This window comes from Caulobacter sp. FV1ye13L (genome assembly GCF_058681155.1).
Genome location: NZ_CM178732.1, coordinates 133,364 through 153,855, shown reverse-complemented (window position 1 = coordinate 153,855; position 20,492 = coordinate 133,364). Strand labels below are relative to the sequence as shown.

Genomic DNA, 20,492 nt, shown 5'->3' with positions numbered 1-20,492 from the left:
CTTTAATGGGGGAAGGGCAGGGATGGGGGTGAAGGCGCTGGCCGGTTTCACGAAGGTCGCGCCACATCCTGCGGCGCTGTCACTCCCATCCCCAACCCTTCCCCCATCAAGGGGGAAGGGGGCTTTTCCTAAGGCCGTTGCGCTTCGAGCACGGCGGTGTAGCTGGCCGAGAAGCCGTCGCCGGCCAGGGCCGTCACGGGCGCCGGAGCGGCGGGGGCCGCACCGGGGGCGCCCATGCCGCCGCCTGGACCGCGACCGGCGCTCTCGCCGCCGCGCGCCGTGGCGTTGACCCAGTACATGCCGGCGTCCGGCAGGGTGAAGGTCACCGCGCCGTCAGCGCCCGCCTTGACCTTGATCTCGCCGGGCGTGGACCGCCAGCGTGCGCCGCCGGGCACGAAGGTCACCTCGAGGCCGGCGGCGGGCTTGCCGTCGAGCAGGAACCGGAAGGTCGCAGCCTCGCTGGCCACAATGTCGGTCGGGTGGGTCACGGGCACCAGCTCCAGGCCCTTGCCGGTGGGCTTGAAGACCTCGGTGGTCGGCTTGTCCCGCGTGACATAGGTCTCGTTGCGATTGCTGCCCGTGATGGTCTTCAGGTCGGCGGCATTGGCCGGAACGGCCTTGGCGAACTCGTCGGCCGTGCCGCGGAAGCGCTTGATCTCGCCGTTCTCGGTCCAGCTGGCGGTGACGGTGTTGGCGGCCGAGCCGATCTTCCAGGTGCCCGCCTGGTTCAGCTGCACGTCGAAGGTCGAGCGATACTGGCCGGTCGAGGCGTTCTGCAGCTTCGAGATCGAGCCGTCCGGGGCGGTGACGACCACGCCGTCCACGCGCATGGCGCGGTGGTCGGGATAGAACAGCTCGTTGGAGATGGCGGCGTCGACCGTCACCCACGAACCGTCGCCCGACAGCACGGTGAACGAGGGCAGCAGCCAGCCACGGTGGGCGCTGGCCGACATCGGCAGGGTCAGGGCGAGGCCGGCTGCGGCGACGGCGAAAAGGCGGGTCTTCAGGGACATCGGTTTTCTCGCTTACTTGACGAAGACGGTGACGGCGCCGAGCTCGGCCGAGCCCTTGACGGTGGCGGGCTTGCCGGGCTTGCCCCAGACGAAGGGCACGCGGACGGCTTCATGGCCGCCGACTTCGCGGGCGGCCTCGACCACCAGATTGTACTGGCCGGGCTTGAGGTTTTTCAGCGCGCCCTTGGCGCCGCTGAACACCACCTTTTGCGGGCCGGGCGCGCGGGTGGCGCCGCTGACGCCGTCGGCGGGGAACTTCATCTCGCGACCGGCCTTGCGCCACCACTGGCGCATGTCCTTGAGCCACTTGGTGCCGTGGTCTTCCTTGGAGTCGGGATCGTACCAGACGGCCAGGGTGCCGGCGGCGGTGGCGTCTGTGTTCTCCAGCCAGATGGCCACATAGGGCTTGTGATACTCGGCCACCGACAGACGGGGGATCTCGACGGCGACGTTGAGATCAGCGGCCATGGCCGGGGCGGCCACGGCGGCGCCGGCGAAGGTGAGGAGGGAGACGGAACGCTTCACGGATTTCACCTCAGAGGTGGACAAAGAGAATGACGAGAATGACGGGGGCGGCCAGGCCAGCAGCGACCAGCGGCCAGGTCAGGGGCCGGGCCTTGGCGTGGAACTGCAGCAGGATCAGGCCGGTGACCGTGAACACGATCGTGGCGGCGGCGAAGATGTCGATGAACCACGACCAGGCCTGGCCAGTGTTGCGGCCCTTGTGCAGGTCGTTGAGCAAGGACACCGCGCCGCGCGTAGTCTTTTCGTGCTCGACGGCGCCGGTCTCGCGGTCGATCGACAGCCAGGCGTCGCCGCCGGGGCGGGCCAGGGCGACATAGACCTCGGCGTCGGACCACTCGGCCTCGCGCCCGGCGATGTCGGTCCCGACGGCCTTGTCCAACCAGTGCTGCAGCTTCAGGGGCAGGGGGCGCTTGCCCTCGACCGGACCCCTGGCCAGGTCGGCGATCAGGTCGGCCGGCAGGGTGGCCTTGCGGCTGACCACGACGGGCTCGGCCTCGATCTGGCCGGCATGGTTCAGCGTGATGCCGGTGATCGAAAACAGCAGCATGCCGATCAGGCTCAGGGCCGCGCTGATCCAGTGCCACTGGTGCAGCTGCTTGAGCCAGAACGAGCGGCGATGCTGGGCGGTGGCGGCGGACGACACGAGGAGGCGGAGACCTTGAGCGGGAACAGGTCTCGTCCATACTTGAGAACGACTTGCAATTTCAAGTGCTGGTTTGGCCTAATTTTCGGCGCGGGCGGTCATCGCCGCCGCCCTCAAACGCGGGAAAGGTCGATCAGGGGGGAGGCGGTGTTCCCTGATCGACCCACTCGCCGGGGGAACTGGCGGGTTCCCGACCTCATGACCCTGACCGCCTTTGATCCGGTGGGCAATCAAGGGTGCGCGCTTAAGGGAAACCCCGGAGGCGCCGCCGCAGCCCGACGATTGGGCGAACCGCTGTCGGGGGCTCGAGACGTCGTCCTGACGGCTCGACAAGTGACGGATAAGGGGTGAAACATCCCGCCTCTTAACCGCGAGGCGCACGCTTGCGGACTGCATTGGGGTGTTTTGTGAAAGCGCTGTTCTTTTCCGTTTCGCTGCTGGCCCTGGCCGCCACGACTGCCGTCGCCCAGACCCTGCCGCAGCCTTCGGCCCCGACCCCGGCCATCGCGGCCGCGCAGGACATTCCCTATCCGGGCACGCTGAAGCTTTCGGTCGACGCCACCGACCTGGCGCGCAAGATCTTCGATATCCGCCAGACCATCCCGGTGGCCAAGGCCGGCAAGTTCACGATCCTTTATCCGCAGTGGGTTCCCGGCGGCCACTCGCCGCGCAACGACATCGACAAGCTGGCGGGCCTGGTGATCACCGCCAACGGCCAGCGCCTGGCCTGGACGCGCGACCTGGTCCAGGTCTTCGCCTTCCACGTTGAGGTTCCCGAAGGGGTCTCGGAGCTGCAGCTCAGCTACCAGTTCCTGTCGCCGGTCGAAGCGCGGGTCGGCCGCCAGGTGATGACGCCCGACATGCTGAACCTGCAGTTGCTGCAGATGGGCTTCTATCCGGCCGGTTACTACACCCGCCAGATCCCGGTCGAGGCCAGCGTCAAGCTGCCGGAAGGCTTCAAGTTCGCCTCCGCCCTGGAGGTCGCCAAGACCGAGGGCCAGACCACGACCTTCAAGGTCACGCCGTTCGAGACCCTGGTCGACTCGCCGATGTTCGCCGGCCGCTATTTCAAGACGGTCGAGCTGGATCCGGGCGGTCGCGCGCCGGTGCGTCTGAACCTGATGGCCGACAAGCCCGAGCTGCTGGAGTTCAAGCCCGAACACATCCAGGCCCACAAGGACCTGGTTCAGCAGGCCTACAAGCTCTACGGCTCGCACCACTACGATCACTATGACTTCCTGGTGGCCCTGTCGGACACCCTGGGCGGCATCGGCCTGGAGCATCACCGCTCCAGCGAAAACCGCGTCGCGCCCAAGTACTTCACTGAGTGGGACAAGACCTATGTGGGCCGCGACCTGCTGCCCCACGAGTTTACCCACTCGTGGAACGGCAAGTTCCGCCGCGGCGCGGATCTGTGGACCGCCACCCTGAACGAGCCCATGCGCGACAGCCTGATGTGGGTCTATGAGGGCCAGACCCAGTACTGGGGCGGGGTGCTGTCGGCGCGCTCGAACCTGCACACCAAGCAGCAGAGCCTGGACGCCCTGGCCATGACGGCGGCGCTCTATGACAACCGGCGCGGCCGCGACTGGCGCAGCGTGGCCGACACCACCAACGATCCGATCATCGCCATGCGCAAGCCGCTGTCGTGGGTCAGCTACCAGCGCAGCGAGGACTACTATTCGGAAGGCCAGCTGGTCTGGCTCGACGCCGATACGCTGATCCGCGAGAAGACCAGCGGCAAGAAGTCGCTGGACGACTTCGCCAAGGCCTTCTTCGGCGTCGACAACGGCTCGTATGTGCCGCGCACCTATACGTTCGAGGATGTGGCTGCGACCCTGAACGACGTGGTGGCCCACGACTGGACCGGTTTCCTGAAGACCCGCATCGAAGGCCTGTCGGAAAAGGCCCCGCTGGATGGCCTGACCCGGGGCGGCTATCGGCTGATCTATGCCGAGACCCCCACCGACTATTTCAAGACGGCCGAGACGCGCGGCAAGTCCACCAACCTGGCCTATTCGCTGGGCCTGACCATTGCCGCCGCAGGCCTCGTGACGGACGTGCAGTGGGGCGGTCCGGCCTTCAAGGCGGGCCTGACCCAGGGCGTGACCCTGGTCGCGGTGAATGGCGAGACCTATGATGCGGACAAGCTGAAGGATGCGATCAAGGCCGCCAGCAAGCCGGAGGGGGCGCTGGTCGAACTGCTGGTCAAGGACGGCGAGCGCTACCGGATGGTCAAGATCGACTGGCGCGGCGGCCTGCGCTATCCGCGCCTGGAACGCATCGCCGGAACCCCCGCGCGGCTCGACGATATCCTGGCGGCGCGCAAGTAGTTCGGGAAAACAAGGACTTGGTCGCAAGTGCCGGAGATCCGGCCTTGCGACAATATGTGGAGGTGCCCCTCGCTGCGGTTGGGCGTAGGATCGCGGTGTTCAGGATCCTCCATCTTCGAACGATCTCCAAAGTCGAAGGGCCCGTCATGCCCAGGCGGGCCCTTTTTCTTGGCCGCTCTGCAGGCCGCGCTCCGGCTTGACGACATGCCCTCGCCGGGTGACTGATTTGCCCCCGCAAAGCGCGACCGCTGGCGGGATCATTCAGTCGCAGGGGCCTTTCATGTCGAAGTTCGACCGTCGCCAGATCATGATGGGGGCGGCCGCCACCGCGCTCGCCACCGCGCTTCCGGCCCAGGCCGCTGACGCCCCCAACAGCGCCAAGACCGAACTCTACAAGCTGTTCGACGCCTTCTTCGACGAGGACCTGTCCGACAGCCCCGAACAGGCCACCAATCTGGGCCTCGACATCGGCGCCCACGCCGATGCGCGCGGCAAGCTGGGCGACCGCTCGATCGCGGGCTGGATCAAGGATCGGGCCCAGCCCGGCCAGCGCGTCCAGCGCCTGAAGGCTGTCGACCGCAAGGCGCTCTCCGGCGATGACGCCGTCAACTACGACACCGCCATGTTCCAGTACGAAAGCCGCGTGGCGGTCGCGGGCTTCGACTATGGCGCGATCAGCCGGCCCTATGTGCTGACCCAGTACTACGGGGCCTATTCCTCGACGCCCAGCTTCCTGGACACCAAGCACAAGATCAGCTCGACGGCCGACGCCGAGACCTATCTGGCCCGCATGGCCGCCTTCGCCACGGTGCTGGATCAGGAGAGCGAGCGCTTCGCCGCTGACGCCGGCAAGGGCGTGATCCCGGCCGACTTCATGCTGGACAAGGCCATCGCCCAGCTGGGCAAGTTCCGCGCCCTGCCGGCCGACAAGAACGTGCTGGTCGCCTCTCTGGCCCGCCGGGCCAAGCCCTATGGCGACTACGAGGGCAAGGCGACCGCGCTGCTGACCGGGACGGTGCACCCGGCGCTCGACCGCCAGATCGAGGTGCTGAAGGCCGCTCGCGCCAAGGCGACCCATGACGCGGGCCTCAACCGCCTGAAGGACGGTGACGCCTATTATGCGGGCCTGCTGAAAATCTACACGACCACCGACATGACCGCCGACCAGGTCCACCGCCTGGGCCTGGAGGAGGGCGCCGAGATCAGCGCCAAGATGGACGCCATCCTCAAGCAGCGCGGCCTGACCCAGGGCAGTGTCGGGGCGCGGGTGGCCTCGCTGAATACTGACCCGACCCAGACCTATCCCAATACCGACGAAGGCCGCGCCCAGATGCTGGCCTATTGCAACAAGCTGATCGCCGACCTGGCGCCCAAGCTGCCGCAGTGGTTCGGCGTCACCCCCAAGACCCCGGTCGAGGTGCGGCGCATCCCGGCCTATACCGAGGCCGGCGCGGCAGGCGGCTATTACGAGCGGCCGGCCTTGGACGGCTCGCGGCCAGGGGCCTTCTACATCAATCTGCGCGACACGGCCGATCGTCCGCGCTGGTCCCTGCCGACCCTGACCTATCACGAGGCCGCGCCGGGCCATCACTTCCAGCTGGCCCTGGTGGCGGAAAGCAGTCTGCCGCGCCTGCGCCAGAACATGGGCTTCTCGGCCAATACCGAGGGCTGGGCGCTCTATGCCGAGCAGGTGGCCATGGAGATGGGCGTCTATGACGACGACGAGCTGGGCCTGCTGGGCATGTACCAGGCCCGGCTGTTCCGCGCCGCCCGCTGCGTGGTCGACACCGGCATCCACACCAAGGGCTGGAGCCGCGAAAAGGCCATCGCCTACATGATGGAGACCGGCGGCGAGCCGGAGGGCCGGATCACCAGCGAGGTCGAACGCTACTGCGCCAATCCCGGCCAGGCCTGCTCCTACAAGGTGGGCCACACGGTCTGGGCCAAGGCGCGCGAGCGCACGAAGGCGCGGCTGGGGGCGAAGTTCGACATCCGGCGATTCCACGACACGGGCCTGCTGGTCGGGCCGGTGCCGCTGACGGTGCTGGATCGGGTGATCGACGGGTGGCAGGGGTGATCCAGACCTGAACCGTCCTCACCGGGACGGCGTCATCAGATTTCCAAAAGTTGTATTTGGTAAAATACACCAATAAATAGTCCCTCCATGGGCCGCAAAGTCCAGGGAGGAGCGATGTCGCCAGTTTTTGCTTGCGTTCAACTGTCTCCTATGGGAGACAGTTGAGGTGATCGAGGTCCTTGAAACCGAGGTCTTCGTGCGATGGATGGCGAACCTGCGTGATCCTGTCGCCAAGGTGCGGATCGCAGGGCGATTGCGCCAACTGGCTTTCGGATTACTGGGTGACGTCAGGTCTGTCGGCGAGGGGATCAGCGAACTGCGGGTCCATGTCGGCCCGGGGTACCGCGTCTACATCGTCCAGCGGGGCGTGGTGCTGATCGTTGTTCTGTGCGCGGGCGACAAGGGCTCACAAGTTCGGGATATCGCCAAGGCGCGAGCCTTGGCGCGCGACCTTTAGCGAAGGAATGAGGCCATGACCGTCGAGACGCGTCCATTCGACCCGGCCGTCTATATCGAAACCCCTGAAGCGGCCGCCGCCTATATGGACGATGCCCTGGCCACGGGCGACTCGGCGTTCATCACTGATGCGCTGGGCGTGCTGGCGCGAGCCAAGGGCATGACCGAGGTAGCTGAAGCCGCCGGACTGGGGCGCCAAAGCCTCTACAAAGCGTTGGCCGCTGACGGCAGTCCCAAGTTCGAGACCGTCCTGAAGGTGATGCGCGCGCTGGGGCTGCGGCTTTCAACCGTGCCAGCGGGCTAGGCTCTCCGTACCTGACCCCTCGAATGAGACCGCTACCATTCTTCCCTTGAGTGGTCTGACAACCTCCCCCATAGTGATCGTCAAGGTGGCTCCAGGCCGCCAGCCAACGACGCGACCTCCGGGGAAACGAACCAGATGACTCAAGCCATCACCCGCCGCCTGTTCGGCGCGAGCCTCGCCGCCATCGCCGCCGCGACCGCCCCCGGCCTGTCGTTCGCCGCCCCCAAGGCCGGCGAAAAGCCCCTCTACAAGGACCCGACCCAGAGCGTCGACGCCCGGGTCAAGGACCTGCTCTCCCGCATGACGATCGAGGAGAAGGCCGCCCAGCTGATCGGCATCTGGCTGACCAAGGCCGCCATCCAGACGCCTGAAGGCGAGTTCTCGGCCGAGGCGGCCGGCAAGAGCTTCCCCAACGGCCTGGGCCAGATCTCGCGTCCGACCGACCGCCGGGGTCTGAAACCCGCCGTCGTGGTCGACGCCGCCGCCGGGGCCGAGGACGGCACCAAGGGCCGCAACGCGCGCGACACCGCCCGCTACACCAACGCCGCCCAGAAGTGGTCGATGGAGAACACCCGCCTGGGCATCCCCATGTTGATGCACGACGAGGCCCTGCACGGCTATGTGGCCCGCGACGCCACCAGCTATCCTCAGGCCATCGCCCTGGCCTCCAGCTTCGACACCGAGTTGGTCGAGAAGATCTTCTCGATGGCCGCCAGGGAGATGCGCGCCCGCGGCTCCAACATGGCGCTGGCTCCGGTGGTCGACGTGGCCCGCGACCCGCGCTGGGGCCGCATCGAGGAAACCTACGGCGAGGATCCGCACCTGTGCGCCGAGATCGGTCTGGCCGCCATTCGCGGCTTCCAGGGCAAGACCCTGCCGCTGGCCAAGGACAAGGTGTTCGTCACCCTCAAGCACATGACCGGCCACGGCCAGCCCGAGAACGGCACCAATGTCGGCCCGGCCCAGATCGCCGAGCGCACCCTGCGCGAGAACTTCTTCCCGCCGTTCGAACGGGCGGTGAAGGAGCTGCCGGTCCGGTCGGTGATGCCGTCCTACAACGAGATCGACGGGGTCCCGTCGCACGCCAGCCACTGGCTGCTGACCGACATCCTGCGCACCGAGTGGGGCTATCAGGGCTCGGTCCAGAGCGACTATTTCGCCATCAAGGAACTGATCGCCCGCCACAAGATGACCGATAGCCTGGCCGACACCGCCGTGATGGCGATCAACGCTGGCGTTGATGTCGAGCTGCCCGACGGAGAGGCCTATGCCCTGCTGCCGCTACTGGTGAAGGAAGGCCGCGTCTCGCTGGAGAAGGTCGACGCCGCCGTCGCCCGGGTGCTGAAGATGAAGTTCGAGGGCGGCTTCTTCGAAAACCCCTATGCCGACGAGAAGACCGCCGAGGCCAAGAACAACACGGCCGAAGCCATCGCCCTGGCCCGTGAAGCCGCCCGCAAGTCGGTGGTGCTGCTGAAGAACGACAAGGGCGTGCTGCCGCTAAACGGCAAGGCGATCAAGCGCATGGCGCTGCTGGGCACCCACGCCCGCGACACCCCGATCGGCGGCTATTCCGACGAGCCCAAGCACGTGGTCTCGCTGCTGGAAGGCCTGACCGCCGAGGCCAAGGCGCAGGGCTTCGCCCTGGACTATGCCGAAGCTGTACGCATCACCGAGCGCCGCGTCTGGGCCGCCGACGAGGTCAAGCTGGTCGACCCGGCCGTCAACGCCAAGCTGATCGCCGAGGCGGTCGAGGTGGCGAAGAACGCCGACGTCGTCGTCATGGTGCTGGGCGACAATGAGCAGACCAGCCGCGAGGCCTGGGCCGACAATCACCTGGGCGACCGCAACGACCTGGAGCTGATCGGTCAGCAGAACGATCTGGCCAAGGCGATCTTCGATCTGGGCAAGCCCACCGTCGTGTTCCTGCTCAACGGCCGTCCGCTGTCGATCAACCTGCTGGCCGAGCGCGCCGACGCCATCATCGAGGGCTGGTACCTGGGCGAGCAGACCGGAACGGCCGGCGCCGACATCCTGTTCGGCCGCGCCAATCCGGGCGGCAAGCTGCCCGTCAGCATCGCGCGCAATGTCGGCCAGCTGCCGATCTACTACAACCGCAAGCCGACCTCGCGTCGGGGCTATCTGTTCGACGAGAAGACCAGCCCGCTCTATCCGTTCGGTTTCGGCCTCTCCTACACCAGCTTCGACTTCGCCGCCCCGCGTCTGGCCAAGGCCAGTATCGCCCAGGGTGAGACGGTCAAGGTCGAGGTCGATGTCACCAACACCGGCAAGGTCGCGGGCGACGAGGTGGTGCAGCTCTACATCCGCGACGTGGCCGCTTCGGTGACCCGCCCGCTGCTGGAGCTGAAGCACTTCAAGCGCGTCACCCTGGCGGCCGGCGCCAAAACGACGGTGACCTTCGAGATCGCGCCTTCGGACCTGTGGTTCTGGAACCTGGAGATGAAGCGCGTGGTCGAGCCGGGCGCCTTCGAGATCATGGTCGGGCCCAATTCGGTGGACCTGAAGAAGACGACGCTGACGGTGGTCTAAGGCTGCTCCCCCTCCGGGGGAGCTGTCGCGGAGCGACTGAGGGGGCTAGCTGGGCGAACGCCGCGCTGGCCCCCTCCGGCCCTCTGGGCCACCTCCCCCAAAAGGGGAGGATCTATTGGGGAGTAACACCATGCGTCGCTTGATCTCGGGCCTGATCCTCGCCGCCCTGCTGACCGGCCCCGCCGCCGCCCAGGACCTCCTCAACGCCCTGTTCGCCGACCACGCGGTGGTGCAGCGCGACCGCCCGCTGCCGGTGTTCGGAACCGCTGCGCCGGGCGAGGCCGTGACCGTCGCCTTCGCCGGCAAGACCGCCAGCGCCATGGCCGGCCCCGACGGCGCCTGGCGCCTGGACCTCCCCGCCACCCCGGCCGGCGGCCCCTACGACCTGACCGCCAGCACGGCCTCGAAGACCCAGACCGTCCGCGACGTGCTGGCCGGCGATGTGTGGCTGTGCTCGGGCCAGTCGAACATGGAGATGCAGGTCCAGGCCTCCGGCGACGCCTGGAACCAGATCAACAATGGCGCGCCCAACGACGCCATCCGCATGGTGACCATCGAAAAGGCCGACGGCCGCGCGCCGAAAGCCAACTTCGCCAGGCCGCCGGTGTGGAAGCCCACCACGAAGGACACCGTGGGCGCGTTCTCGGCCAGCTGCTTCTATTTCGCCCGCGAGCTGCAGAAGACCCGCAATGTCCCGCTGGGTCTGATCCACGCCTCATGGGGCGGATCGGGGATTGAAGCCTGGATGACGCCGGCGGCGCTGCGCAAGGTCGGCGGTTATGACGAAGCCATCGACACCCTGAACCTGTCCCTGAAGGACCCTGCCGCCGCCAACCGCCGCTGGGGCGAGGCGATCAACGCCTGGTGGGCGCCCAAGCATCCGGGCGAGGCCGCGACCGCGCCCTGGACCGGCGCCGGCGCCTGGACCGAAGCGCCCAGGGACCTCGGGATCTGGGAACGCTGGGGCGTCGCCGAGCTGGCGGCCTTCAACGGCGTGGTCTGGTTCAAGACTGAGGTCACGCTCACGGCCGCTCAGGCTCGGCAGGCCGGGACACTGAACCTTGGTCAGATTGACGAGATGGATGCGACCTATCTGAACGGCGTGGGTGTCGGCGCGACCTCGGGCGCGTGGCTCGATCGGTCGTATACGCTGGCCACCGGCGCCTTGAAGGCGGGCCGGAACACCATTGTCGTCTCGGCCTATGACACCTATGCCAATGGCGGGATGTACGGAGATCCCTCGAAAAGAGCATTGGCGCTGGCCGACGGGACGCGCCTGGCGCTGAACGCCTGGACCTATCGCATCGAGCCCCGCGTCGGCGCCGATCCGCCCCGTGCGCCGTGGGACACCCTGGCCGGGGTCTCGACCCTCTATAACGGCATGCTGGCGCCCATGGGGCCTTACGCCTACGGCGGACTGGCCTGGTATCAGGGCGAGACCAATGTCGGCCGCGACCAGACCTATGCGGCCCTGCAGACGGCCTTCGTCGCCGAGCGCCGCGCGGGCATGGCTCCGGACATGCCGGTCGTTATCGCCCAGTTGGCCAGCTATGGCGCGTTCGCTACAACGCCCGGCGCCTTTGGCACGGCCGCCCTGCGCGAGGCCCAGCGCCGCGCTGTCGCCGCCGACGCTCATGCGGGTCTGGCCGTGACCACCGACATCGGCGACCCCTTCGACATCCACCCCGCCAACAAGCAGGAGGTCGGCCGCCGCCTGGCCCTGGCCGCCCGCCGCATCGCCGGCGAGGCCGTGACCACGGGGCCGGCGCCGGTCTCGGCCAAGCGGGTCGGGGACACGGTCGTCGTGGGTTTTGAGCAGATCGGCGGGACGCTGGTCTCGCGCGGTTCGGACCGGGTGATTGGCTTCGAGCTCTGCGACGCCGCCAAGGCCTGCCGCTGGGCCGACGCCCGGATCGACAGGGCGAGCGTGGTGCTGACCGTCCCAGTCGGCGCTGAGGCCGCCAAGGTGCGGTTCGCCTGGGCCGATAGCCCGACGTTCAACCTCTTCGACAGCGCGGGCCTGCCGGCCGTGCCGTTCGAGATGGATGTGAACTGAGCCTTGCTTTCGCTCTCCCCGACCGCCGCTTGCGGCCTTGGGCGCGCGCGCCCACTCCAGCGGGCTGGCTAGATCGCCACCCGCTTGGCGATCGCGTCGCGCCGCGTGCTGGTTTCCTGCTTGGCGCGCTGGACGGCCTCGGTCTCGGTGGCGTGCAGTAGGTGTTCGATCACCCGCTCCAGGTGGTCGCGCATCGCCTGCCGCGCAGCGGCGGGGTCGCGGGCCTTCAGGGCCTCGAACACCCGGCGGTGCTCGTTGATGCGGGGCTCCAGGCCCATGCCGCGGGCGCGGGCCAGGATGTTGCGGGCCAGCGGCGAGCGGTTGCGCCAATCCCACAGGTTCTCGATGGTGGCGATGATCGCGCCGTTGCCGGTGGCCCGGGCGATGATCATGTGGAACTCGCGGTCGGCGTCCTCGCCGGTGATTTCCTCTTCCTCGTGCATCCGCACCATCAGGGCCTCCAGCTGGGCCAGCTGGGCGTCGTCAATCGAGGTGGCGGCCAGGGCGGCGGCTTCGCCCTCGAACAGGCGGCGGGCCTCGATCAGCTCGAAGGCGCCGATCTCGAAGTCGATCTCGTGGGGCGGGGCGGCGGGGCGGGCATTGCTGGTGACATAGATGCCCAGGCCATGGCGGGCTTCGATCATGCCCAGCATTTCCAGGGCGATCATCGCCTCGCGCAGGGTGGGGCGGCTGACCCCGAACTGCTCGGCCAGTTCGCGCTCGGTCGGCAGGCGGTCGCCGAGCTTGTAGTGCCCGGCCTCGATGGCGTCGGCCACAGTGTCGGCGATACGGCGGTAGAGCTTGACGTTGTCGGCCATGGACAGTGCTTCTAATCTCGGGTGGCGCGGGCGCCGGTTCAGATCTGTTGCACCTCAAGTATCACGCAGATTCTCGACCTTCGCTCGCCCTTTTCCCGTAGCGGCGGTTTGCCGATCCGTTTCACCAGTCATGCATCGCGCCGTCTTCGCGGCGGGCCACCGGCAGATAGGCGCGCTTGTAGGGATGGCCGGCCGCCAGGGTTTCGTCGATATCCACCCCCAGGCCCGGCGCCTCGCCCGGATGCAGCATGCCGTCCTCGAAGGTGTAGGCATGGGGGAACACCGCGTCGGTCTCGGGCGTGTGGCGCATATATTCCTGGATGCCGAAATTGGGGATCGACAGGTCGAAGTGCAGGGCTGCGGCCATGCTGATCGGCGACAGGTCGGTAGCCCCGTGGCAGCCGGTGCGGACGTTGTAGAGGTCGGCGAAGCCGGCGATCTTGCGCAGGTGGGTAATGCCGCCGGCATGCACCACGGTGGCGCGGATATAGTCGATCAGCTGTTCCTGGATCAGGGTCTTGCAGTCCCAGATCGAATTGAACACCTCGCCCACGGCCAGAGGGGTGGTGGTGTGCTGGCGCACCAGCCGGAAATTCTCCTGGTTCTCGGCTGGGGTGCAGTCTTCCATCCAGAAGGGACGATAGGGCTCCAGGTCCTTGCCCAGACGGCCGGCCTCGATCGGGGTCAGGCGGTGATGGACGTCATGCAGCAGGTGGATGTCCCAGCCAAGCCGCTCGCGGGCGGCCTTGAACAGTTCGGGCGCGGCCCGCAGATATTTCTCGGTCGACCAGATGGTTTCCTTGGGCAGGTCGCTGTCGGCCGGTTCGTAGAAGAACTTGTCCTTGGAGACGCCGTAGGTCCCCTTCATGCCGGGCACGCCCGACTGCAGGCGGATGGCCTTGTAGCCCTGCTGCGCATAGGCGGCGGCGTTGGTCAGGGTCTCGTCGATCGTCTCGCCATTGGCGTGGCCATAGACCATGACGCTAGAGCGGCAGGCCCCGCCCAGCAGTTGATACAGGGGCAGGCCGGCGACCTTGCCCTTGATGTCCCACAGCGCCATGTCGACCGCCGCGATGGCCGACATCGTCACCGGGCCGCGACGCCAGTAGGCGCCCTTGTAGAGATACTGCCAGATGTCCTCGATCGTGTGCGCGTCGCGGCCGATCAGGCAGGGGATGACATGTTCGGTCAGGTAGGCCTCGACCGCCAGTTCGCGTCCGTTCAGCGTGGCGTCGCCGACGCCGTAGGTCCCGTCCTCGGTCACGATCTTCAGCGTGACGAAGTTGCGCCCCGGGCAGGTGACGATGGTCTTGGCGGCGATGATCTTGGACATGACCCTCGGTTTAACGGTGGGGAATGGGTTGTCAACCCAATGGTCAGACCACTACATGTAGGCCTGCCGACCTCTTGGCGGAATTTGTTTCCGGGAGGTTCAAGGCCACCGATCTCCCCGGCGAAAACCGGGAAGAGCGGATGAAAATAGTCTGGGGAGTGAACTGATGCGGCTACTTGCGATCCTCGCCGGCTTTATGCTGCTGACGGCTCCCGTCGCCCATGCCGAGGATGGCCATGACCTGTGGCTGCGCTATCGACCCGTTGAGGCCACGGCGGGCTATGCGCCTGCCGCCATCGCCCCGGTTGCCGACACTCCGACCCTGAACGTCGCCCGCGCCGAACTGGAGCGCGGCCTGACGGGCCTGGTCGGTGCGCCCTCGGCGCAGGCGGGCCGGGTCATCCTGATCGGCACGCCGGCCAGCTCGCCCGCCATCGCCAAGCTGGCCCTGCCGCTGCAGGCCGCCGGCGACGAGGGCTATCTGATCCGCACCCTGAGCGTGGACGGCAAGGCGACCACGGTGATCGCCGCCAACCGCGATGTCGGCGCCCTCTATGGCGTCTACCGCTACCTGTCGCTGATCCAGACCCGCCAGCCTGTGGATAACTTGAACATCGCGTCCGCTCCCAAGGTCCGCTTGCGGATGCTCAACCACTGGGACAACCTGGATCGCAGCGTCGAGCGGGGCTATGCGGGCCAGTCGATCTGGGACTGGTGGAAGCTGCCGGCCTACAGCGCCGACCCGCGCTATGTCGACTATGCCCGCGCCAACGCCTCAATCGGCGTCAACGGCACGGTTCTGAATAACGTCAACGCCAAGTCCGTCAGCCTGACCGCGCCCTGGATCGCCAAGGCCGGGGCCCTGGCGGACGTGTTCCGACCCTACGGCATCAAGGTCTATCTGTCGGCCCGGTTTTCCTCGCCCATCGAGATCGGCGGCCTGAAGACCGCCGACCCGCGCGACCCGGCCGTGAAGGCGTTCTGGAAGGCCAAGGCCGACGAGATCTACAAGGTCATTCCCGACTTCGGCGGCTTCCTCGTGAAAGCCAATTCCGAGGGGCAGCCCGGTCCCCAGGACTATGGCGCCACCCATGCCGATGGGGCCAACATGCTGGCCGACGCCGTGGGGCCGCACGGCGGCGTCGTGATCTGGCGGGCCTTTGTCTATTCGCACGAGCAGCCCGACGATCGCGCCAAGCAGGGCTTTTCCGAGTTCAAGCCGTTCGACGGCCAGTTCCGCGACAATGTGGTGATCCAGGTCAAGAACGGCGCGATCGACTTCCAGCCGCGCGAGCCGTTCCACCCGCTGTTCGGGGCCATGCCCAAATCCAACCTCGGCATGGAGTTCCAGATCACCAAGGAATATCTCGGCTTCGCCACCCACCTGGCCTATCTGGGCCCGATGTACGAGGAGACCCTGCGGGCCGACACCATGGCCAAGGGCAAGGGCTCGACGGTGGCCAAGGTGGTCGAGGGCGCGCTGGACGGTCGCAAGCTGACCGTCATGGCCGGCGTGGCCAATATCGGCGTGGACCGCAACTGGAGCGGCTCGCACTTCGACCAGGCCAACTGGTACGTCTTTGGCCGGCTGGCCTGGGATCCCGAAGCTTCCAGCCGCGATATCGCCGCCGACTGGGCCAGGATGACCTTCAGCAACGACAGGCGCTTCGTGACGCAGGTCGTCGACATGATGATGAGCTCGCGCGAGACCGTGGTCGACTACATGACGCCGCTGGGCCTGCACCATCAGATGGGCCGCAGCCACCACTATGGCCCCGGTCCCTGGGTCAGTGGCGGCGAGCGCGCCGACTGGACCAGCGTCTACTACGCCAAGGCCGGGCCGGACGGGGTCGGCTTTGACCGCACCGCCAAGGGCAGCAACGCGGTGGCGCAATATGCGGCCCCCGTCGGGGCCTGTTTCGCTGACCCCAACTGCGTCGACGAGAAGGACCTGCTGTGGTTCCACCACCTGCCCTGGGACTATCGCCTGAAGTCGGGTCAGACCCTGTGGGACGGCCTGGTCACCCACTATTCGCGCGGCGTGGCCGGGGTGGACGCCATGGGCGAGACCTGGGCCGAGATGGCCCCCTATGTCGATCCCGAGCGCCACGCCCAGGTCACCGCCTTCCTGAAGATCCAGCGCAACGAGGCCCAGTGGTGGCGTGACGCCTCGGTGGCCTGGTTCCAGACCTTCTCGCAGCGCCCGCTGCCGGCGGGGGAAAACGCGCCGCCGCTGTTGCTGGAGGCCTATCAGGCGATGAGCTTCCCCTACGCGCCGGGAATCTAGGCGGCCCAACAACTGTTTGACCCGCTTCACCGCGTCCGTAAGCTCCCCGCAAAAGGGAGCAGACGCAAATGGCCAGGGTCGCCGCCAACGGTATCGAGATCGAATATGACGTGCATGGCCACGACGACGGCGAGCCGCTGTTGCTGGTCATGGGCCTGGGCCAGCAGCTGACGCGCTGGCCGATGGAGATCGTCGAGCAGCTGGTGGGCGAGGGCTTTCGGGTCGTCCGCTTCGACAACCGCGACATCGGCCTGTCCACCTGGCTCGACGAGGCCGGCGCGCCGGACATGCCGGCGGTGTTCACGGCCATAACGGGCGGCCGCAAGCCGGACGTTCCTTACCTGCTCGAAGACATGGCCGACGCCGCCGCGGGTCTGCTCGACGCTCTGGGCATTGAGCGCGCCCACGTGGCCGGGGTCTCGATGGGCGGCATGATCGGCCAGACGCTGGCGGCGCGACATTCGGCCAGGGTGCTGTCACTGGTCTCGGTGATGTCGACCACCGGCAATCCGGCATTGCCGCCGGCGACGCCCGAGGCGCTGGCCATTCTGTATGTCCGCCCCGAGGCGACCGATATTGACAGTCTGACCGACCACGCCCTGAAGGCCCAGATCGTCATCCAGAGCCCGGCCTGGCCGGTCGACCCGGCCCTTGAACGACCCAAGCTGAAGGCCGCTATCGAACGGGCCCACCACCCCATCGGCATGGCCCGCCAGATGTGCGCCGTGATCGGGTCCGGCGACCGCCGGGAGGCCCTGAAGACCATCACGGCGCCGACCATCGTCTTGCATGGCGACGCTGATCCTCTGGTCCGCCTGGAAGGTGGCCGGGACACCGCTGCGACGATCCCGGGCGCGGAACTGCGGATCATCGAGGGCATGGGCCACGACATGCCCCAGGGCGTTCACGCCGCCTTCGTCGCGGCTGTGGTCGCGGCGGCGGCCCGGGCGCGGGCGTCCGCCTAGGCGCGCTCGCCGCATAAAAAAACGGCGCATTCCGGGAGGGGAATGCGCCGCGAATATCACGCGGCCCTGGGAAGGCGGGGCGCGCGAAAGGTGGTGAGGGGAGAAAGGCCCGCCGCCGCGTGGGTGCGCGGCGGCGGGGTCGGCGAAACCTAGAACTTGCCGCGGATGCCCAGCACGATCTGGCGACCGGGCTGGTAGAAGGTGAAGGCGGCGTTGTCGTACTGGAAGGTGCTGCGCTGCGGCTCTTCGGTGATGTTGATCACGTCCAGGGTCACACGCGGCGAGGTCGGCAGGGTCTCGAACTGATAGCTGGCCGACAGGTCCCACTGACCCCGGGCGTCCGTGCCCAGTTCGGCCAGCGGAATGCCGTTCTGGTTGGGACCCGACGAGATCTGGGCGTCGTTCCAGACATAGGACAGGCGAACCGTCGCGCCGTGGTTCTCGTAGTAACCGGTGACGTTGTAGGCCCAGGGCGAGACGCCCACGGCCTTGGCCGGCGCGCCGTTGCCGCGCGGGTTCTGCTCGACATGGGTGGCGTTGGCGGTGAAGCCGGCGCCGTCGAGCAGGAAGTCCAGCGGCTGCACCCAGGTGACTTCCTGGCCCTGGATGGTCAGGACGCCATCGGCATTGACCTGCTGGCTGACCGTGACCGTCGCGGCGCTGGGGCCGCCCCGGTTGGTGATCGCCTGCTGTTGCAGATTGGTCAGCTGGTCGTAGGGCACGCCCAGTTGCAGGAACGGGATGGTGTTGTTGCCGCTGACGGTAAAGCCGGTCAGCTCCTTACGGAACAGGGCCACGCCCACATAGCCCGAGCCGCCGGTGTACCATTCGCCGCCGAAGTCGACATTGTTCGACAGATAGGGCTGCAGGTTCGGATTGCCCTGGTTGGCCTGCTGGGCCGAGGGATCGCTGAAGGTGGTGCCCGGCAGCATGGCCGACGGGTTGGGGCGGGTGATGGTGCGCGAGGCGCTCATCCGCAGGACGATGTCTTCCTTCAGGTTCCAGGCCGCGTTGAACGAGGGCAGCATGCCGTCATATTTGGTGACGCGGCTGAGGAACGAGGTGACGCCGTTCACCGTCTGCGGACCCTGGATGGTCTGCTCGGTGTTGTAGTAGCGTACGCCTCCATTGATCCGCAGGTCGCGTTCCAGCACCTGGGTCACGCCGTTGAATTCGGCATAGGCGCCGGTGGTCTTCTCGCGGATGAAGCCCGAGGCCGCGCCCGTGGCGGCCGAGTTGGAGAAGGGCGCCGCCGCGTTGAAGGCGTCATAGTTTGTGGCGTTGAAGAACTTGTCCTTGTCCAGCGTCACGAAGCCCAGCGGGCCGGGGGTGATGTAGCTGGCCAGGCTGGCCAGCGGGACGGCCGAGCCGGCGCGACCGTCGCACCCGGGGACCGGGGTCGGCGCCGGGCTTTGCGGGGTGATGCCGCCGCCGCCGCAGGTGAAGGTCTGCCAGCGGCCGCTGTTGTCGATGGCGGTGATCGAGCGGCTGACGTCGTCATAGGCGGCGCCGACCTTGAAGTTCATCGCCTTGTCGTCGCCGATCGTCAGGTCGAAGTGGGCGCCCTCGGTGGAGGTGACGCGCTTCTCGTTCTGGATGTTGACGCGGCCGCCGGCCCAGACCCAGCCCAGGGCGGGATCGTTGAGGTTCTTGCTCGGCTTGATCGAGGGGCGATCGCCGCCGTTATTGGCATAGGTCACCGTCATGCCCTGGCCCAGCGGGCTGTTGAACAGCACGGTCGGGGCCTCGCGGAAGAAGACGCTGCGGCTCCAGTTGACCTGACCGTCCAGCTTCAGCCAGTCGGTCGGGCGCCAGGTGAAGCCCGGGTTCAGGTTCAGAACCTCGACGTCTTCCTTGTAGGGACGATATTCCAGGAAGAACTGCGAGTTGAGGAAGCTGCCCTCGGTGACGACATTGTTGCTGTCGACCTTCACGCCCACCGGGACCATGAAGTTGGAGTTGCGCACCACCCAGTTCATGTCGATCCGCTCGAACTCGCGGCTGGCCTGGCTGTACATCGTGTCGAGATAGACATTCAGGGCGTCGTTGGGACGCCATTCCAGCGAGACGATCAGCGAGTCGCGGTTGCGCTCGCCCGAGCTCCAGCTGTCGCGGCCTAGGCGCGGGATCAGGGCGTCGCTCAACTGCACCAGGCTGGTGCCCGGGTTCAGCGAGGCCAGCAGGGCGGTGTCGACCGTCTGGCCGGGCGTCAGACCATTGCTGGTGACGCCGGCCGGGACAGTTGAGGCCCAGTTGAAGCCGTTGCCGCCGGTCGTGTTGCACCCCGTGCAGCTCATGTTGGCGTTGGTCCAGCCGATGGTCTCGAAACCCTCGGTGGTCGACTTGTTGCGGGCGATGGCCACGCCCGCCAGCACGCCGATGTCGCCGACCGGGGTTTCCCAGGTCTTGCTGCCGATCAGCGAGCCGCGCGGGCTGATGTCGTCGGCCTGGTTGTTCTTGCCGGCCTGGATCGAATAGGTCAGCTGGCCGGCGGCCTTATAGTCGAACGGCCGGGCGCTGCGCATGTTGACCACGCCGGCGACGCCGCCCTCGACCTGACCGGCGGTCGGGGTCTTGTGGACGTCCAGACGGGTGAACAGTTCGGTCGGATAGAGGTCCAGATCGATTTCGCGGTTCTGGTTCTGGCTGTCGGTGCGGCCCGACGAGGCCACGGCCGCCTGGGCGCCGTTCAGCAGAACCTTGGTGAAGTTGGTGCCCAGGCCGCGGATGGCGACGTTCAGGCCTTCGCCGTTGATCTCGCGGGTCAGCTGCACGCCGGGAATGCGGTTCAGCGACTCGGCGATATTGGCGTCGGGGAACTTGCCGATGTCCTCGGAGAAGACGGATTCGGTGAACGAGACGCTGTCGCGCTTGGCGTTGGTGGCGTCGGTCAGGCTCTTGCGAAAGCCGGTGACGATCACTTCCTCGACGGTGTCGGGCGCTGCTGCCGCCCCGCCTGCAGGGGTCTGGGCCTGGGCGGCGAGACCGATGAAAGCGGACGACAGGCAGGTGGCGCCGATCAGGGCCAGGCGACGGCCGGTATTGTGGCGTGCGGATGAAGGCATGTTTCTCTCCCCTTGAGACGGCGCTGTACGCGCTCGTTCGTCCTTGGCCGCCTTGCGATGGTAGCGGTCA

14 protein-coding genes are annotated in these 20,492 nt (G+C 67.2%); 8 read left to right on the top strand and 6 right to left on the bottom strand.

Features of this window, described 5'->3' with window-relative positions; all coding sequences use genetic code 11:
• Positions 1–128: 128 nt before the first annotated feature.
• Genes ACW176_RS00660 through ACW176_RS00650 form a run of 3 tightly spaced genes read right to left on the bottom strand, consistent with a single transcriptional unit; the run spans position 129 to position 2,181 of the window.
• On the bottom strand, positions 129–1,013 hold the full coding sequence (locus ACW176_RS00660) for a DUF4198 domain-containing protein (RefSeq protein ID WP_492110490.1): 885 nt from the start codon (positions 1,011–1,013) through the stop codon (positions 129–131).
• Positions 1,014–1,025: 12 nt separating this feature from the next.
• Positions 1,026–1,538, bottom strand: coding sequence for a DUF2271 domain-containing protein (locus tag ACW176_RS00655; protein ID WP_492110489.1), 513 nt, complete (start codon positions 1,536–1,538; stop codon positions 1,026–1,028).
• A 10-nt stretch (positions 1,539–1,548) separates the two neighbouring features.
• Positions 1,549–2,181, bottom strand: coding sequence for a PepSY-associated TM helix domain-containing protein (locus ACW176_RS00650; protein ID WP_492110488.1), 633 nt, complete (start codon positions 2,179–2,181; stop codon positions 1,549–1,551).
• Between the two features lie 395 nt (positions 2,182–2,576).
• Between ACW176_RS00650 and ACW176_RS00645 the strand changes: the two genes are divergently transcribed.
• The 6 genes from ACW176_RS00645 to ACW176_RS00620 all read left to right on the top strand — a co-directional run bounded on the left by ACW176_RS00645 (position 2,577) and on the right by ACW176_RS00620 (position 11,954).
• Positions 2,577–4,514, top strand: a complete 1,938-nt coding sequence (locus tag ACW176_RS00645; protein ID WP_492111858.1) for a M61 family metallopeptidase — start codon at positions 2,577–2,579, stop codon at positions 4,512–4,514.
• Between the two features lie 280 nt (positions 4,515–4,794).
• Complete coding sequence (locus ACW176_RS00640; protein ID WP_492110487.1) at positions 4,795–6,591, top strand: DUF885 domain-containing protein; 1,797 nt, start codon at positions 4,795–4,797, stop codon at positions 6,589–6,591.
• A 166-nt stretch (positions 6,592–6,757) separates the two neighbouring features.
• Positions 6,758–7,048, top strand: coding sequence for a type II toxin-antitoxin system RelE/ParE family toxin (locus ACW176_RS00635; RefSeq protein ID WP_492110486.1), 291 nt, complete (start codon positions 6,758–6,760; stop codon positions 7,046–7,048).
• A 15-nt stretch (positions 7,049–7,063) separates the two neighbouring features.
• Positions 7,064–7,351 carry an addiction module antidote protein gene (locus ACW176_RS00630; RefSeq protein WP_492110485.1) on the top strand — a complete coding sequence of 96 codons (288 nt, stop codon included), beginning with the start codon at positions 7,064–7,066 and terminating at the stop codon, positions 7,349–7,351.
• A gap of 135 nt (positions 7,352–7,486) precedes the next feature.
• Positions 7,487–9,898 carry a glycoside hydrolase family 3 N-terminal domain-containing protein gene (locus ACW176_RS00625; RefSeq protein WP_492110484.1) on the top strand — a complete coding sequence of 804 codons (2,412 nt, stop codon included), beginning with the start codon at positions 7,487–7,489 and terminating at the stop codon, positions 9,896–9,898.
• A 130-nt stretch (positions 9,899–10,028) separates the two neighbouring features.
• Positions 10,029–11,954: a sialate O-acetylesterase gene (locus tag ACW176_RS00620; protein WP_492110483.1), complete on the top strand. Its 1,926-nt coding sequence runs from the start codon at positions 10,029–10,031 to the stop codon at positions 11,952–11,954.
• Between the two features lie 68 nt (positions 11,955–12,022).
• Here ACW176_RS00620 and ACW176_RS00615 read toward each other — a convergent pair whose 3' ends face one another.
• On the bottom strand, positions 12,023–12,772 hold the full coding sequence (locus ACW176_RS00615; protein ID WP_419318084.1) for a FadR/GntR family transcriptional regulator: 750 nt from the start codon (positions 12,770–12,772) through the stop codon (positions 12,023–12,025).
• A gap of 121 nt (positions 12,773–12,893) precedes the next feature.
• Complete coding sequence (manD, locus tag ACW176_RS00610; protein ID WP_492110482.1) at positions 12,894–14,105, bottom strand: D-mannonate dehydratase ManD; 1,212 nt, start codon at positions 14,103–14,105, stop codon at positions 12,894–12,896.
• Positions 14,106–14,271: 166 nt separating this feature from the next.
• On the opposite strand from manD, the gene ACW176_RS00605 reads away from it, so the two are divergent.
• Together ACW176_RS00605 and ACW176_RS00600 are read left to right on the top strand one after the other, a co-directional pair.
• Positions 14,272–16,392, top strand: coding sequence for an alpha-glucuronidase family glycosyl hydrolase (locus tag ACW176_RS00605; protein WP_492110481.1), 2,121 nt, complete (start codon positions 14,272–14,274; stop codon positions 16,390–16,392).
• Positions 16,393–16,460: 68 nt separating this feature from the next.
• A complete protein-coding gene (locus ACW176_RS00600; protein WP_492110480.1) occupies positions 16,461–17,357 on the top strand; it encodes an alpha/beta fold hydrolase in 897 nt (298 codons plus the stop codon).
• Positions 17,358–17,506: 149 nt separating this feature from the next.
• Here ACW176_RS00600 and ACW176_RS00595 read toward each other — a convergent pair whose 3' ends face one another.
• Positions 17,507–20,422, bottom strand: a complete 2,916-nt coding sequence (locus tag ACW176_RS00595) for a TonB-dependent receptor (RefSeq protein WP_492110479.1) — start codon at positions 20,420–20,422, stop codon at positions 17,507–17,509.
• Between the last annotated feature and the right edge of the window lie 70 nt (positions 20,423–20,492).